The sequence below is a fragment of the Faecalicatena orotica genome (assembly GCF_905197545.1).
GTDB classification, from domain to species: domain Bacteria; phylum Bacillota; class Clostridia; order Lachnospirales; family Lachnospiraceae; genus Faecalicatena_A; species Faecalicatena_A orotica.
Window position 1 is genome coordinate 383,287 of sequence record NZ_CAJJZH010000004.1, and the last position, 15,809, is coordinate 399,095.

12 protein-coding genes are annotated in these 15,809 nt (G+C 46.9%); all 12 read left to right on the top strand.

Annotation, left to right across the window (positions count from 1 at the left end):
* Position 1: 1 nt before the first annotated feature.
* The 12 genes from ABIN22_RS11220 to ABIN22_RS11275 all read left to right on the top strand — a co-directional run bounded on the left by ABIN22_RS11220 (position 2) and on the right by ABIN22_RS11275 (position 15,783).
* Positions 2 to 901 carry a sugar phosphate isomerase/epimerase family protein gene (locus ABIN22_RS11220; RefSeq protein ID WP_346908659.1) on the top strand — a complete coding sequence of 300 codons (900 nt, stop codon included), beginning with the start codon at positions 2 to 4 and terminating at the stop codon, positions 899 to 901.
* Between the two features lie 15 nt (positions 902 to 916).
* Positions 917 to 2,095, top strand: coding sequence for a Gfo/Idh/MocA family protein (locus ABIN22_RS11225; RefSeq protein WP_346908661.1), 1,179 nt, complete (start codon positions 917 to 919; stop codon positions 2,093 to 2,095).
* A gap of 252 nt (positions 2,096 to 2,347) precedes the next feature.
* Complete coding sequence (locus tag ABIN22_RS11230; protein ID WP_346908663.1) at positions 2,348 to 3,460, top strand: Gfo/Idh/MocA family protein; 1,113 nt, start codon at positions 2,348 to 2,350, stop codon at positions 3,458 to 3,460.
* Positions 3,461 to 3,472: 12 nt separating this feature from the next.
* Positions 3,473 to 3,868 (top strand): C-glycoside deglycosidase beta subunit domain-containing protein, encoded by a 396-nt coding sequence (locus ABIN22_RS11235; RefSeq protein WP_109731515.1) that lies wholly within the window; start codon positions 3,473 to 3,475, stop codon positions 3,866 to 3,868.
* A gap of 12 nt (positions 3,869 to 3,880) precedes the next feature.
* Positions 3,881 to 4,936 carry a sugar phosphate isomerase/epimerase family protein gene (locus ABIN22_RS11240; protein ID WP_109731516.1) on the top strand — a complete coding sequence of 352 codons (1,056 nt, stop codon included), beginning with the start codon at positions 3,881 to 3,883 and terminating at the stop codon, positions 4,934 to 4,936.
* A 67-nt stretch (positions 4,937 to 5,003) separates the two neighbouring features.
* Positions 5,004 to 6,053 carry a Gfo/Idh/MocA family protein gene (locus ABIN22_RS11245; RefSeq protein ID WP_346908666.1) on the top strand — a complete coding sequence of 350 codons (1,050 nt, stop codon included), beginning with the start codon at positions 5,004 to 5,006 and terminating at the stop codon, positions 6,051 to 6,053.
* A gap of 33 nt (positions 6,054 to 6,086) precedes the next feature.
* Positions 6,087 to 7,538 (top strand): FAD-dependent oxidoreductase, encoded by a 1,452-nt coding sequence (locus ABIN22_RS11250; protein ID WP_109731518.1) that lies wholly within the window; start codon positions 6,087 to 6,089, stop codon positions 7,536 to 7,538.
* A gap of 63 nt (positions 7,539 to 7,601) precedes the next feature.
* The gene (locus ABIN22_RS11255; protein WP_118618375.1) at positions 7,602 to 7,943 is read left to right on the top strand and encodes a nuclear transport factor 2 family protein; all 342 of its coding nucleotides are present in this window, start codon (positions 7,602 to 7,604) and stop codon (positions 7,941 to 7,943) included.
* A 34-nt stretch (positions 7,944 to 7,977) separates the two neighbouring features.
* Positions 7,978 to 10,092, top strand: coding sequence for an FAD-dependent oxidoreductase (locus tag ABIN22_RS11260; RefSeq protein WP_346908668.1), 2,115 nt, complete (start codon positions 7,978 to 7,980; stop codon positions 10,090 to 10,092).
* Positions 10,093 to 10,096: 4 nt separating this feature from the next.
* Complete coding sequence (locus tag ABIN22_RS11265; protein ID WP_346908670.1) at positions 10,097 to 11,296, top strand: NADH-ubiquinone oxidoreductase-F iron-sulfur binding region domain-containing protein; 1,200 nt, start codon at positions 10,097 to 10,099, stop codon at positions 11,294 to 11,296.
* Between the two features lie 143 nt (positions 11,297 to 11,439).
* On the top strand, positions 11,440 to 13,836 hold the full coding sequence (locus ABIN22_RS11270) for a GH39 family glycosyl hydrolase (RefSeq protein ID WP_346908672.1): 2,397 nt from the start codon (positions 11,440 to 11,442) through the stop codon (positions 13,834 to 13,836).
* 975 nt (positions 13,837 to 14,811) lie between these two features.
* Complete coding sequence (locus ABIN22_RS11275) at positions 14,812 to 15,783, top strand: flavodoxin family protein (protein ID WP_346908674.1); 972 nt, start codon at positions 14,812 to 14,814, stop codon at positions 15,781 to 15,783.
* Positions 15,784 to 15,809: the final 26 nt, after the last annotated feature.

Consider the following 15,809-nt stretch of genomic DNA (forward strand, 5'->3'; position numbering starts at 1 on the left):
TATGAGCCACTGGAAAACCGTTCCATATAAACAGATTGATAACTTCAGAGATTATTATTATGAGGATAAATCCAATATTTGTTACTATCAGGACTGGGACAGGATTCTCCGCTACCACAAAGCAGCAGGATACGATGGGATTGAGATTGCACCGTGGGACCTGAATGAGATTCTGGGACTGTTCGGGACACCGGGAGAATTCACGGCATTTGCAAAAGACCACGGAATAGAAGTCAGCGGTATGTTCCACGGCTGTGACGATTCACAGATTCCGGAGAAATATGATGAAGTGCTTCAGGCAGGAAAAGATGCCATCGACACACTGCAAGCCTTTGGGGGAAAACATCTGAATGTATGCCCGGCGAGAAATTATTATGGGGTGGGGCCTTTAGGCGATGAGGACCTGAAGAATTCTGCAAAGGTGATAAATGAAATCGGACGTTACGCAGTCGATCATGGGATTCAGATCGGACTCCACAATGAATTCTTCTGCGCGGTAAATAAAGAAAACCACAGGAAGTTTCTGGAGATGACAGATCCGCGGTATGTCTTTTACTGTCTGGATACCGCACAGATTGCACTGCTCGGGGATGACCTTTTAAACTTCTACGATACATATGCAGAACGTATCTGTACATTCCACCTAAAGGATACCGCATCACACGGTGAGCCGGATGAAACAAGGCATGGACAGGATGTAGAAATCTGTGATGATGGCTGGCGCTGGTTCTGGGAGCCGGGGGAGGGAGTGCTTCCCTTAAAAGAATTGTGGGAGCTTGTCAAAAAACATGGATTCAAGGGCTGGTGTACAGTTGAAGACGATGGCGCGCCGGATTATCTGGCGGCAATGTGTCTCTCTTCCTATTATGTAAAGCAGGTGCTTGGAAAAATCTATGAATAAAAGGATGGGAATTATATGAGTGAGAAGAAAATTGGAATTGGTGTAATTGGGTGCGGAACAATCAGTGACGTGTATCTTACGAATATTACACAGCATTATCGGAATCTGGATTTGATTGCAGTTGCGGATATGTTTCCTGAGAAAGCTAAGATGACCCAGGAAAAGTATAATGTTCCGAAAGCATGTACAGTAGAGGAACTTCTGGCAGATGAGAAGATACAGATTGTATTAAACCTGACAATCCCTGCAGCACATTATGACGTGAATATGCAGATCCTGAATGCAGGAAAGCATCTGTACTGTGAGAAACCTTTGACCCTGAAATTTGAGGATGCAGTGAAGGTTGTGGAGACTGCAAAAGAAAAAGGGCTGATGGCGGTGAGTGCACCGGATACATTTTTAGGGGCAGGGGCACAGACATGCCGGGTTTTGATGGAAGAAGGAAAGATTGGAGAACCGATTGGATTTACTGCCAATATGACATGTCCGGGACACGAACTGTGGCATCCGGCTCCGGGGTTCTACTATAAAAAAGGCGGCGGACCGATGTTCGACATGGGACCATACTATATCACTACATTAGTTGCGCTGCTGGGACCGATCAGGAAGATATCATGTTTTGCCATAAAGGGACGGCCGGTCAGAAATGTTTTAGGAATGCAGCAGGAGTCGGAAGTACCGACACACTATACGGCAATAGTAGAATTCGTGTGCGGGGCAGTCGGAAATGTAAATATGAGTTTTGATGTGTGGAATTCGGAATTACCATGTATGGAAATCTATGGAAGCGAAGGAAGTATTTCCGTTCCGGACCCGAATATGTTTGGCGGGCAGGTGAAGTTCTGCGACGGAAAGAAACTGGAAGGAATCGTAGGAGCTGTCACAGAACCGCATCCGGCAAAAATTATAGCGATGATGACAAACCAGAAGTCCTGTATTACAGAGCAGGAGCCGCTTTTTGCATCAGATCCGGATCCGCGCGGAAACATGCGGGGGCTGGGTGTGTCTGATATGGCACAGGCTCTTCTGGATGGAAGGAAAAGCAGGCTGTCTTCTGAAATCTCCCTGCATGTTGTGGAGGCATTAAATGCATTTGAAACAGCGGCGGAAACGAATACGGTTTATGAGATGAAAACAACCTGTCAGAAACCGGAAATGATGGGACAGGATTGGGATTTGTGGGAAGTAAGATAGGACAACAATTGACTGGTGTGCAGTTCTATGTATACAGCAGCTATTTCAGGACAAAAAAAGATATGCTTTTTTTGTCCTTAAAAAATTCAGGGAAAAAATTAGCCTAAATCCGGTAACGGTATAGGTTAATTCAAGGAAAGTTTTCGACAAACTGTGTGATTATAATAAAGGCAAGGTAAGACATAACCCCCGCAGCAGGCCGCGTGCAGGCCGGATGAGTGCGGGAACAAATTAAGAATAGGAGAATGAGTTATGGAAAAATTAAAGATTGCTATTGTTGGATGTGGTGGAATTGCAAATCAGAAACATATGCCTTCCTTAAAGGCACAGGCAGATAAGGCGGAAATGGTTGCATTTTGTGACATTATCCCGGAGCGTGCTGAGAAAGCGGCAAAGGAATATGGTGCGGAAGGCGCAAAGGTTTACACCGATTACAATGAGATGCTTTCAGATACCGGAATTGAGATTGACGTGGTACATGTATGTACACCAAATGTAGCACACTGCCCGATTACTGTTGCGGCTTTCCAGGCAGGAAAACACGTTATGTGTGAGAAACCTATGGCACACAACACAGAAGACGCGAAGCAGATGATTGAGGCATGGAAAGCATCAGGAAAGAAATTTACGATTGGATATCAGAACCGTCTGCGTGATGATACACAGACGCTGCATGCCTCCTGTGAAGCAGGGGAGCTGGGAGAGGTTTATTTTGCAAAGGCACATGCACTGAGAAGAAGGGCCGTACCGACATGGGGCGTATTCCCGAACAAGGCGCTTCAGGGCGGCGGACCTCTGATTGATATCGGAACCCATGCACTGGATATCACCCTCTGGATGATGAACAACTATGAGCCAGAGTCTGTATCCGGACAGGTATTCTACAAACTTGGCCGTCAGGAAGACGGACCGGCAGGAAACGTATTCGGACCGTGGGACCCGGAAACATTTGAAGTAGAAGATTCTGCATTCGGCCTTGTAAAGATGAAAAACGGAGCTACGATCTATCTGGAGGCGTCATGGGCGCTGAACGTTTTAAAATCTATGGAGGCATCCACAACCCTTTGCGGGACAAAGGGCGGCGCAGAGATCCATCATGGCGGGAGCTATCCGCAGGATGAGCTGATTTATAACACAGTAGAGCACAACCAGCTGATGGAAAAAACGATTTCACCGGCAGGTGTTGTCGATTTCTTCGAGGGCGGGGCAGCAGCAGAAGCCGTACGTGAGCAGGAGCAGTGGCTCAATGCAATCATCAATGACACAGACCCTCTTGTTCTGCCAGAGCAGGCATACGTCGTAACACAGATTCTGGAAGGAATCTACAAATCAGCAGAGACAGGAAAAGAAGTATTTTTCGATTAGGGAGGATTTAAAATGGCCGGCAGACAGATTTATAATCCGCAGGGATTTCAGAATGTAACAGAAGACGGAGTGGCTGTGGGATACCAGTTCCAGTTTAAAGCGCAGTATTACCGCGGCATTACGCTTTCTATTGTAAGAGATATCAAGGTGAATGTAGACGGAGAGGATGCGAAAAGAGAGGATATCCGGTTTACGGTGAACGGCGAGACATTTACGCTTGAGGAAATGCGTACAGTAGTGGATTCTGATTACCGCTGGGAATTTGGTGACTATGCGCAGGTTACAGTATTGAAAGAGGGCGGGCTTTCTAAAGGAAAGCACCACATCAGGGCGGTACAGGTGATCGACCCGTCATACATGCCGTTCCAGATAGAAGCGGTTTGTGAAGCAGATTTTGAGATTGAATAGGAGGAACGGGTAATGGGCTGTGATATAAAAAGAAGTGTGTCCCTTTATAGTTATCAGGATGAATACTATGATGGAAAATTAGATCTGGAAGGATGTTTAAGAGAAACTGCTAAAACGGGGGCGACAGGAGTAGAACTTCTCGCAGAGCAGATGATCCGCCGTTTCCCGCTGCCGATTGAGACGGAAGAATTCAGGGACCAGTGGTTTGGATGGCTGGAGAAATATAATCTGGAACCGTCCTGCTACGATGCGTTTCTGGAAAACCACATTTATGACAACCGCATGCTTTCTCTGGGAGAGCAGATTAATATGATGAAACGGGATATCCGTCTGGCTTCTCTGCTTGGTTTTCACAATCTGCGTACACTGGTTTCCACACCGATGGATGTGATTGAGGGAAGTCTTGCATATGCGGAGGAAAAGAACGTAAGGATTGGTCTGGAAGTACATGCGCCGTTTTCCCTGAATTCCGGATGGGCAGACGGGTATATGGAAATGATTCACCGGACAGGCACGAAATATTTCGGATTTATCCCTGACACAGGTATCTTCTGCAGGAATATCCCGGATGTGCTGCGTGATAAAGCAAGAAGGCAGGGAGCTTCCGAGGAATGTATTAAGATTGTAGACGAGGCATATGCGCAGAGAGTAGAAAAAGGGTTTGTGAAGATCAAATATGACCTGAACCTCGGAAAAGCGAATATGGAATACCGCATGGCGAACGGGATGAAGGAAATGATGGATGCGGTAGAAAAGGCAGGCGGAGGTCCGGCCGACAAGGCATATGCGGGTGCTTCCTTTACTTATTCCTGGTCAAGTCCCCAGGACCTGGTCGACAACATTGACTACATCTATCATACACATGCAAAATTCTACAACGTGCATGAGGACTATCAGGAGACTGCAGTTGCAATTCCGGAGGTCGTGGAAGCATTTAAGAAAGCCGGATATAAAGGATACTTAAGTTCCGAGTATGAGGGCGGGGAACATCTGCGCGACATCGGAGTGGACAGCATCGAGCAGGTACGCCGCCATCAGGAAGCATTGAGAAGGGCGATTGAAGAGTAATATGCCTTTCCAAAGCGGGAAGGAAACAGGTTTATACATTTGCATATAGCGGAAGAGAGGGAAACAGATGGAAAAGATGAAATTGGGGATTGTCGGTTTTGGATTTATGGGGCACTGCGATGCAGATATGATGGCTACATTTGATGAAATTGATCTGGTGGCAGTTGCAGATACGAATCCGGAGCAGTTCAAAGATGCGCCGGAAGGAGTAGAGACCTATGCCAGCATTGACGAAATGCTGGAAAGTGCGGATATTAACGTAGTCATGATATCTACACCAAACCCAAGCCATCCCGAGATGGTAAAAAAAGCCGCTGCAGCGAAAAAGCATGTCATATGCGAGAAACCGGCAGCGATGAGTGTGGCCGAATTCGATGAGATGGTCGCAGCCTGTAAAGAAAATCATGTTCTTTTCACGGTTCACCAGCAGAGGCGGTGGGACAAAGATTACCGGATCATGAAAGAAGTCTATGACAAGGCGCTCGTAGGAGATATGTATATTATCAAATCACAGCTTTACGGTGTGAACGGGAACATGCATGACTGGCATGTGTATCCGGAAATGGGCGGCGGCATGCTCTATGACTGGGGCGTTCATTTAATTGACCAGATGCTGGATATGGTGAAATCCGAAATCGTATCGCTGTATGCAGATGTACAGAACGTAATCAATGAAAAGGTAGATGACTATTTTAAGATCATTATGAAATTTAAAAACGGGGTGACTGCGGAAATCGAGCTTGGTACCTATTATCTGACCCCGAAGCGTGCATGGTTCATCGGGGGAAACACAGGATCTGCGATAATAGACGGCTTTGGCGGTGAGGGGAAGATTGTGCGTACAGCCCATCTTCTGGAGAATGTACCGGGCAAGATTACCATGACGGCAGCCGGTCCGACCAGAAGCTTCGGCCCTCCGGCACCGGGGCTGCTGTCCGAAGAGGCACTGCCGGAGACGGATGTGGCACACAGAAATTATTTTGAACATTTTCTGAAGGCTTTTCATGGGGAAGAAGAAATCGTTGTAAAGCCGGAACAGGTAAGACGCGTGCTCCGCGTTATGGACAGTGTGAGAGAGTCTGCAAGAACCGGGAAGGCAATCGCATTTGAAGAATAGAAAATTAGGAAAGAAAAAGTGAGGTAGGAAATTATGGCAAATTATGAAACCCAGATCGTTGTAATCGCGGCAGGCCCGTCAGGATTATCGGCAGCAGTACAGGCAGCGGAAGACGGCGCGGATGTCATTGTAATGGAAAAAGCGGCTGCAGTCGGCGGAGCGGCAAATATGGGGATGGGACCTCTGGGAATCGGTACAAAGTACCAGAAACAGCAGATGGTAGACATCAGTGTGGAGAAAGCCTTTGGCATGTTCATGGAATATACACATTATAACGTAGATGCAAGGCTGGTAAAACGGTATTTTGAGCAATCTGCAGAGACGATTGAATGGCTCGAGGACATGGGCGTTGAATTCGAAGGTGCATTCCGTTATTTCCCGAAGTCCGAGGCAACATGGCACATCGTTAAGACAGACCAGGGCATCGGCCCGCGTGCGGCTTCTTTTATGAATAAAGCGTTATATGCCAGAGCACAGGAACTTGGCGTGAAGATACTCCTTGAGACACCGGCAAAGAAAATTCTGATGGAAGACGGCCGTGTATCAGGCGTACTCGGAACTGATAAAGACGGAAACGAAGTAGAGATTACATGTAAGGCAGCGATTATCTGTACAGGCGGTGCAGGATGTAATAAACAGTTCATCAAAGAGGAGACCGGATATGAACACGGTGTTGACATGTTTAACTTCGCTATCCCGGGAATTATGGGAGAGGGGCTGAAGATGGCCTGGGAGGCAGGTGCAGACAAGCTTCCTGTCAGAATCGAGCAGGCAGCAAGCATCGAAGGCATTGACGACCTTCCGGGAAGTGTGGCAAATGTGATGGGACAGCCAAATCTTCTTGTAAACATTCAGGGAAAAAGAATCATGAATGAAGACCACATGCAGAATTCCACCTACCTCTCTAATGTAGTATCCCACCAGAAGGGGAAAGTTGCATTCAGTATTGTGGACTCCTCCATTGTAAGATATTACATAAAGAACGGTGTGGACAATGTATGTCTGGTTCGTCCGGACCCGGATGTATCCGATTTTGCAGACGGCGTAAAGATGGCGCAGGAGAATGGAAACGAAGGACTGTTTATCGCCGACAGCATAGAAGAATTAGCACAGATGACAGGAATTGACGAAGAAACACTGGTAGAGACCGTGGAAGAATACAATGATTTCTGTGACAGTGTGGATGAAGAATTCTTTAAAGAGAGGAGATACTTAAGGCCTATCACCAAGAAGCCTTTCTATGCGGCGAGAGTCCGTCCGGGTGGATATGGAACAGTCGGCGGTATCAGAATCAATGAAAACTGTGAGGCATGTGATAAAGAATTTGAGGCAATTCCGGGACTTTATGCAGCCGGTGCTGATGCCTGCAACATCTATGATGACAGCTATATGTTCCTGCTTCCCGGCAACTCGATGGGATTTGCAGTCAATACCGGAAGAATTGCCGGAATGAGTGCAGCAGAATTTGTAGAGGATGAAGATTAAGAAATCGTTGGTTACTGTTTACAGGAGTGCCTGTGAACAGCAGCCATCATTGGGGATGAGACATTGGAAAAGAAGAATAAAGAAGTAATCAGAACGTTTTATGAAGAATTTTTCAACCTGCACCGGATAGAAACAGCAGATTTATATGTGAGGGAAGACTACATCCAGCATAATCCCGGCGTAGAGCAGGGCCGTGCTGGATTGAAGCGCGCATTTGCAGAAAAATTCAAAGAGCATCCGGAATTTCGTCTGAACATCCAGATGATGATCGCTGAAGGAGATATGGTGGCGGTCTATCTGAAAAATGTAGGGGAAGACGGGAGTACCAGATGCAGGGTAGTAGATATATACCGGCTGGAGAATGAAATGCTGGCGGAACACTGGGATGTCTTACAGCCCTGTTAGCAGAAAATCAGGCCAAAGTAGAGGAGGTTGTGTTATGGCAGTCATTACCATAGATGGGAAAACGCTGGACGTGCCGGAGAATAAAAATGTGCTTGAATGTGCATTGGAAGCAGGAATTTATATTCCACATTTGTGCCACCACAAGGATTTGAGCCCGCTTGGGTCATGCAGGATGTGTGTGGTTGAAGTAGAAGGAGAAGACCAGGTGACAACGGCCTGCACACTAAAAGCGAGAGACGGGCTGCGGATTCATACGAAAACGCCGGAAGTGGAGCGGCTTCGGATGCTGGCTCTGGAACTTTTACTGACGGGGCATCCCGAAGATTGTTCCACCTGCCCGAAGTATGGTAATTGTGAGCTCCAGATGCTGATCCAGTATATCGGACCGAAAACCGGGCGGCTTAAGATGCGTACGAAAGGTTTCCGTCCCAAAGAAGAGAATCCGCTGATCCTGCACGATATGAACCGCTGTGTACTGTGCGGCAGGTGCGTGCGGGCATGTAATGAACTGAGGGGAGTCAAGGTCCTGAATTACCAGAAAAAGGAAATGGAAACTTATGTGGGCACGCTCCACGATAAACTGCTGAAAGATGCAGACTGCCGCTTCTGCGGTGCATGTGTGGAAGTATGTCCGACAGGGACGATCCGGGACAAGGTGCTGAATCAGGAAGTAAAGAAAGAGGATGCGGTTGTGCCGTGCCGGTACGCCTGTCCTGCCCATACAGACATCCCCCGCTATATCCGCCATGTGAAAAACGGCGAATACGACGAGGCGGCGGCGGTCATCCGTGAGAAAGTGCCGTTCCCGAACGCGCTGGGGCATATCTGTACCCATACCTGTGAGTTGGAGTGTAAGAGAAAAGAAGTCAATGAAGCCATGTCCATCCGTGACATCAAGCGGTATGCGGCAGAGCATGACACGGGTTCCTTATGGAAGGGCAAAGGAAAACAACTGCCGGATACAGGAAAGAAAGTCTGTGTTGCAGGCGGAGGTCCTGCGGGCCTGACAGCGGCCTATTATCTGCGCAAACAGGGCCATGCGGTAACCATAAAAGAAGCACTGCCCACACCCGGCGGCATGATGGCCTATGGGATACCGTCCTACCGTCTGCCAAGAGAAATCATTGCGGATGAAGTAAAGGTGATTGAGGATCAGGGCGTACAGATCGAAGTGAATGCAAAGGTAGAGAAGCCGGAAGAATTATTGAAGGAATACGATGCCGTCCTCATGGCAATCGGCGGGCATAAAGGCGTTCGCCTGCCTATGGAGGGCAGTGGGCTTAACGGAGTCATCATAAATACAGATTTTCTGCGTGCCGTAAGCCTCGGAAATGAAACCGGCCTCGGGAAAAAAGTGATTGTCCTTGGCGGAGGAAACGTAGCGTTTGACTGTGCAAGAACTGCAAAGCGGCTTGGCGCAGAGGAAATCCATCTGGCATGTCTGGAAGCCAGAGATGTGATGACGGCAGATGGTGAAGAAATCGAACAGGCACAGGAGGAAGGCATTTTTGTACATCCGGCCCAGACATTCGAGCGGATTACAGGAACAGACCATGTGACAGGGGTTGATTTCATGAATGTGAAGTCCTTTACCTTTGATGAGAACCGCCGTGCGATCATCGAAAAAGAAGAAGGCTCTGAACACCACATTGATGCGGACACCGTTATTTTCGCGGTCGGCCAGAGACCGGACATTACAGAGGAAGCCGGACTGGAACTCGGAAGGGGCAACAGCATTAAAGTGAAGGATATGGAACAGGACAAGTCAACCTCGGTTCCGGGAATCTTCGCGGCGGGCGATGCTGTCTACGGGACAAAATCCGTTATCATGGCGATCGAATCAGGAAGAGAAGCAGCAAGCCAGATCGACCGGTATCTGGGAGGAGACGGTGATATTTCTGAAATTCTTGCACCTGTAAAGAAACCGGAACCTTATATCGGCCAGTGCCCGGGATTCGGCTATGCACAGAGGAAACAGCCGGCAATAGATCCGCCTGAGGATCGCGGCAGCCATTTTGGCCCATTTGACCACGGAATCTGTGAGTCGGATATTTGTGCGGAAGCCGGACGCTGTCTGCAGTGCGACCTGCGTCTTCAGATTTCCAGGCCAAGCCTGTGGGGCGATTTTGCAGAGAGTAAGGAGGTCTAGGGATATGAGTGCTTTAGAAAATGCCGTAGGACTAAGTAAAGAACAGGTAATTGAGAAAATAAAAGCTTCAGGGCTGCAGGAATATGGCCTGTGCCGGGAAACACTTACCCGCCGTTTCGAAAATGCCCTCAAGGAGTGCAGGGAGGAAGAAAAAGAACCGGGAGTCGTGGCGGCACTGAATAATGCGGACACATCCGGTGTACTTCTGGAAATTCTGCGCTCAGAGCCGGAAAAGGTAATGGAGGGAATCTCCATTGCCGCATATGCTGTCGGGGCTGATAAAAAGGTTCTGCATATCCCGGAATATGAGGCCCAGCTTTCTGAGACAGTGAAGCCCGCGGCAGAAAAGTATGGGATCGAAGTCGTAACGGGCCTTGTGAATATACGTGATTCAAAGGGCTGTGTACTGCTTCATCTTGTGACGGCCGCACAGCTGGCAGAGGTGTTCCTCGATACATACGAAAAAGGAATTTATGTCTCTGTTAATGGAGGGACCCTTCAAAAAGCCGCATGCAGCACGAAAATATCGGACCTTGCAGATATGAGGGAAGCAAAAGCAATCCAGGCAGGATACCGGTATTATCTGCCCGAACAGGGAGAAATGACGGTGGAGGAAGCAAGAATCGATAACGGCGTCCTGAACATTCTGACAGAAAAGGAATGCGTAGTATGTGAGACAGAGAAGCAGCTTGCCGCATCCAGAAAGCAAAGCTGCGGGAAATGTGTTTTCTGCAGGGAAGGACTGCTCCAGTTGCACCATATGCAGAAGGAAATCACGGAAGGCAGGGGAAAGATGGAATTTATTGACCTGACGAAGGAAATCGGTGAGGCAATGACAATCTCCACGCCCTGTACGATGGGACAGGAATCCTCGAAAACAGCCCTTTTGGCCGTGGAACTGTTTGAAGAGGAATACAAGTCACATATCAAGAAGAAAAACTGTCCGGCGGGTGTGTGCAGTTCTTTCGTCAATATCTATATCAATCCGTCAGCATGCGAAGGCTGCGGGGAATGCGCGGATGTATGTCCAAAAGACTGTATCGAAGGAAAGCCGAAATACATCCATATGATTGACGATTTCGACTGCGATAAATGCGGAAAATGTATAGATGCCTGCGATGCAGGGGCGATTATCCGGACAACGGGCAAGGTACCGAAGCTGCCGAACAGATTAACAAAAGTAGGTAAGTTTAAAAAACATTAGGATATAAAATTTTTTGGTTTTCGTTTTTAAGAATTCGCTTGAAAATAAGTGCAATATAAAATAAGATGATTGATAGAGATACTACGATTAATCAGATATATAATGAAAACTAAAATGTGATATACGAAAACGAGGAGTAAAGTATGGATAACAGGCGGAAATTGATGCAGCTTTATTTTCTGACAGAGCCGGAGGTATGTACCCACTATCATCAGGATCCGGAATTGTTCTATCTGCTGAGCGGACATTTTGAGGTGAAGATAGATGATGCAGTTTACCAGATGAAAAAAGGGGATATTCTCTTAATCAATGCCAATAAACGCCATACCCTGGCAGCAAAAGGGGACCTGCTGATGGCAAGATTTGAGATAGACTTCCATCTGCTGGCGGAACAGCTTGGATCCATGCAGCTCCTTTTCTGGTGTAATTCGGTTATTGACAAGAATGAAGCCTTTCAGGAACTGAGAATACTTCTGGACAAAATTATAGACCGTTATTTTGAACAGGAAAATAAGGATGCACTCCGCATGAATGCCCTTTATTATGAAACACTGTATGTGCTTGCAGGCAATTTCCTTGTGAAGTCAGACGACATCCGTCTGAATGTAGAGGATTCTCAGGACCGCGTCCGGATACGGCAGATTCAAAACTATATTCAGGCAAATTACCAGAGCCAGATCAGCCTGAACGATCTGGCAGACAGGCTGTTTCTTTCGAATGCATATCTTTCTAAATACATAAAGAAACACCTCGGCCTGACATTTATGGAATATCTGAACAATGTACGCCTGTTTCACGCCGTAGATGAACTTCTGTACTCCAAAAAGAATATTACTCATATAGCAATGGACAATGGATTTCCTACTTCTGCCGCATTTACCAAAGCGTTCCGTGACGTACACGGGGAGTCGCCCAGTGAATACCGGAAACTTATGCAGGAGGAAAATTCCACACCGCGGGACAGGAGGGAACTTACAAAAGAGGAAGAACTCAAGATTGTCGAATACCTGAAATTGAAAAGGCAGGAAGATGAGGCGGAAATCAGTGACTCCCGGATATGCCATATGGATGCTGCCGTGATAACCGGAAAGACCAACGACTTCGGAAAAGCAGTCGTGCTTGGGGATGCATACACCATCCTGCAGTCAGATGTACAGGAACAGCTTAAAGAACTGAAGCAGACAACGGGAATCCAATATGTAAAAATATGGAATATTCTTTCAAAGGAACATTGTTTTCTTGAGAAAAAAGGCTACAATTTCAGAAAACTGGATCTGGTATTGGATTTTATGGTTGAAAACCACATGAAGCCATATCTCGAACTGGGACATAAGCCGACTTTGTTTATGTATACCCCGGAGCGGAGTGTCAAAGGACAGGAAGAGGAACGGAAAATCTACCAGTACAGTGTTTTCGAAGAAATCATAAAACAGCTCTGCACCCATCTGGTTAACCGCTATGGGATAGAGGAACTGGAGAGCTGGTATTTTGCATACTGGAATGATCCACAGCTCAATATGACAGAGGCTGAAGGGAAATATTATCCATATTTTGAGATGATTTACAGGACACTGAAAGAAATTTCCCCAGACATCCGCGTCGGGGGTGCCAGCCTGATACTCGGGTATGAGTTAGACGTATGCAGCAATATACTAAATTTATGGAAACAGCGGAACATCACCCCGGATTTCTTCTCCGTCTGTTCCTTCCAGTATATTGCAGTTACAGACCATGAGACAAGATATGGCAGAAAATCAATCGACAGCAAATATATGAAGAATCAGATTGATATCCTGCAGAATGCAATGGATGAGAGCGGGATTGGAAATATAGAGCTTCATGTTGATGAATGGAATTTTACCATTTCCAACCGCAACGTCCTGAACGACAGCTGTGAACAGGGGGCCTATATCCTGAAAAACTATATTGACATGGAAGGTACAGTCGATTTTATGGCGTACTGGCATGCGCTGGATCTGTATTCCGATTACTATGACACAAATACCATACTAAACGGAGATTCAGGCCTGATCTCCAGGGACGGCATCCGCAAGCCATCATTCTACGCCTTCTCTTTCATAAACCGGCTTCTGCCTTATGTCATCTATAAGGATGAAAACGCTATCGTAACAACAAATAAGCGTGGGCGCTATGTCATTGGGTGCCATAATTTCAAAAAACTTTCTTCCAGATATGTATTTACGGAAGAAGACGAGATCAAGGTCCGGGAGCTGGACAACTACATGGAGGACATGGACCCGCTCGAGAGGAAATTCTGCATCAGCAATGTGAAAAACGGCAGCTATATCGTAAAAATGCATTATGTCAACAAAGAGAACGGAAGCGTACAGGATCTTTGGAAACAGATGGACTATACAAAAGGACTCGCCAAAGAAGAACTGGAATATCTGAAAAACAGTGCCATACCGTCAATTATAATGAGAACCGTTCTGGTAGAAGACGGGGTACTGGAAATAGAGAACGTGCTCAAAGCACAGGAAATCAGAATGCTGGATATACAATACCAGTACAGCTTATAAAAAGGGAGCGGTTGTCGGGGGGACGCCAGAGAATCAGGGGAGGCAGGGAACTTCCGGGTGTGTATATGCCGTTCCAAATTCCACCCCGTTTACAAAGAATCCATAAGAGAAACAGCAGGGAAAATAGAGGTCCGGCGACATGCGACCCCAAATTCGATAATTTTGGGTCTTAGGTCGCCTCAGAATTTGCCGTGATACAGCAAATTCCGCCCTCCATTTTCCCTGCTGTTTCTCTAACGGATTCTAAGTGCCCTCTAGGAATTTGGAACGGCATATACACACCCGAAAGCCCCCTGCCCCCCCTGACTCTCCGGCTGGTTCATCCAGCTATAGCTCGCTTCGTTTTTAGGAGAGAGCTGAAACCATATGCAGTGTACAGGCAATGGGTATTTGAAAATATATGTCATAGGAACTTTGATGAATGAATTATTTGAGAAGCACTTTCGAAGGAATGAGGTTTTTCCTTCTGACTGGATGAGCCAGCTGATGGCGGGGTGGGGGATGCTCCTGCGGGGGCCTGTGTGCTGCTTCTGTATCCATAAAGCACGCTTTAGAAGGTGTTGGTGAAAAAATGGGGGGAAAGGAAGGGCAGAATTTGTTTTCCAAAACAAATTCTGGTGCCGCCTGAAGTTCAAAACCATCAGGTTTTGGACTGAATGCGGCGTGTACCTTCCTTTTTCCCGTTTTTTCACTTACAGCTTCTTAGCACGCGTTCAGGATGCAGAAGCAGCACACAGGCCCCCGCAGGAGCATCTCCCATCCCGTCATCAGCACCCCACTCTGTTATCTGAAAAAAGCTCAGTCCTGCCCCCGTATTTGGAGAACAAAAAATGTTCTCCTTTTTTTGTTGTTTCTGATTGGGGCTGAAAATGAAAGCAAAAATTCTCCCCTTGATACAGGAGTGTCAGAAAAGCGGAATTATGCAAAAAAGTGTAGAGTAGAGATACAAAGAAAATTTACAAATGGAGGGAAAATATGAAGGTATTGGGTATTTCTTTTGGAAGAAAAAACCAGCGCAGCGATGTGATGGTAAAAGAGGCGTTATTTGCAGCGAAAGCGGCAGGTGCTGATGTGCAGTTTATCAATACGATCCGTATGGATATCGGACACTGCCGGGCATGTGATTACTGCAGCCGTAACCGTGACAAGGGGGAACGGGAGATTCACTGCTGTATGAAGGATGATTACCATATTCTGGAAGAGGCGTGTCTGGATGCAGATGGTATTATTATTGCAGCTCCGGTTTATGCAGTTGGAATCGTAGGACAGTTTAAGAATTTTGTGGACCGTTTTGGTCCGTCACATGACAGGGCGGCACTTTTGGAAGAGAATAAGAAGCGTATTGCAGAAGGTAAGTCTGAGGACGAGCTTCTGGATCCGAGGTACTTTAAGGACCGTTATGTGGGATACATTTCCGTAGGAGGGGCACAGACACACAACTGGGTTTCACTGGGACTGCCTATGCTGGATTTATTTTCATTCTCTTTCTGTATGAAATGTGTAGGACATGTGGACGCTTATGACCAGGGAAGAACGGGACACCCATTATTTGACCCGGCGCTGATGGAGCAGTGTGCGAAACTGGGAGATGCAGTTGCCCGGTCTATCGGAAAGCCTTATGATGAATGTGAGGAATGGGTTGGCGATGAAGGGGTCTGCCCGGTATGCCATAATCCGCTTCTGAGTATGAACGGCACTACAAAAGTAGAGTGTCCGATCTGTGGAATCTGGGGTGAACTTTCTGTGGAAGGTGACAAAGTAAAGGTTGATTTCCCAGAAGAGGAGATTGCAAGGGCAAGGTATACAAACACTGGAATTTACGAGCACTACAATGAAATTCAGAATATGATAAAAGTTTGTGTTCCGAAACTGGTTGCTAACAAAGATGTGCTTCCGAAGATGATGGAAAAATACGAGAGATTCGAGGAAACAATCGCAAACATGTAAGGCAGCATTAGGAAAACTTAAACACT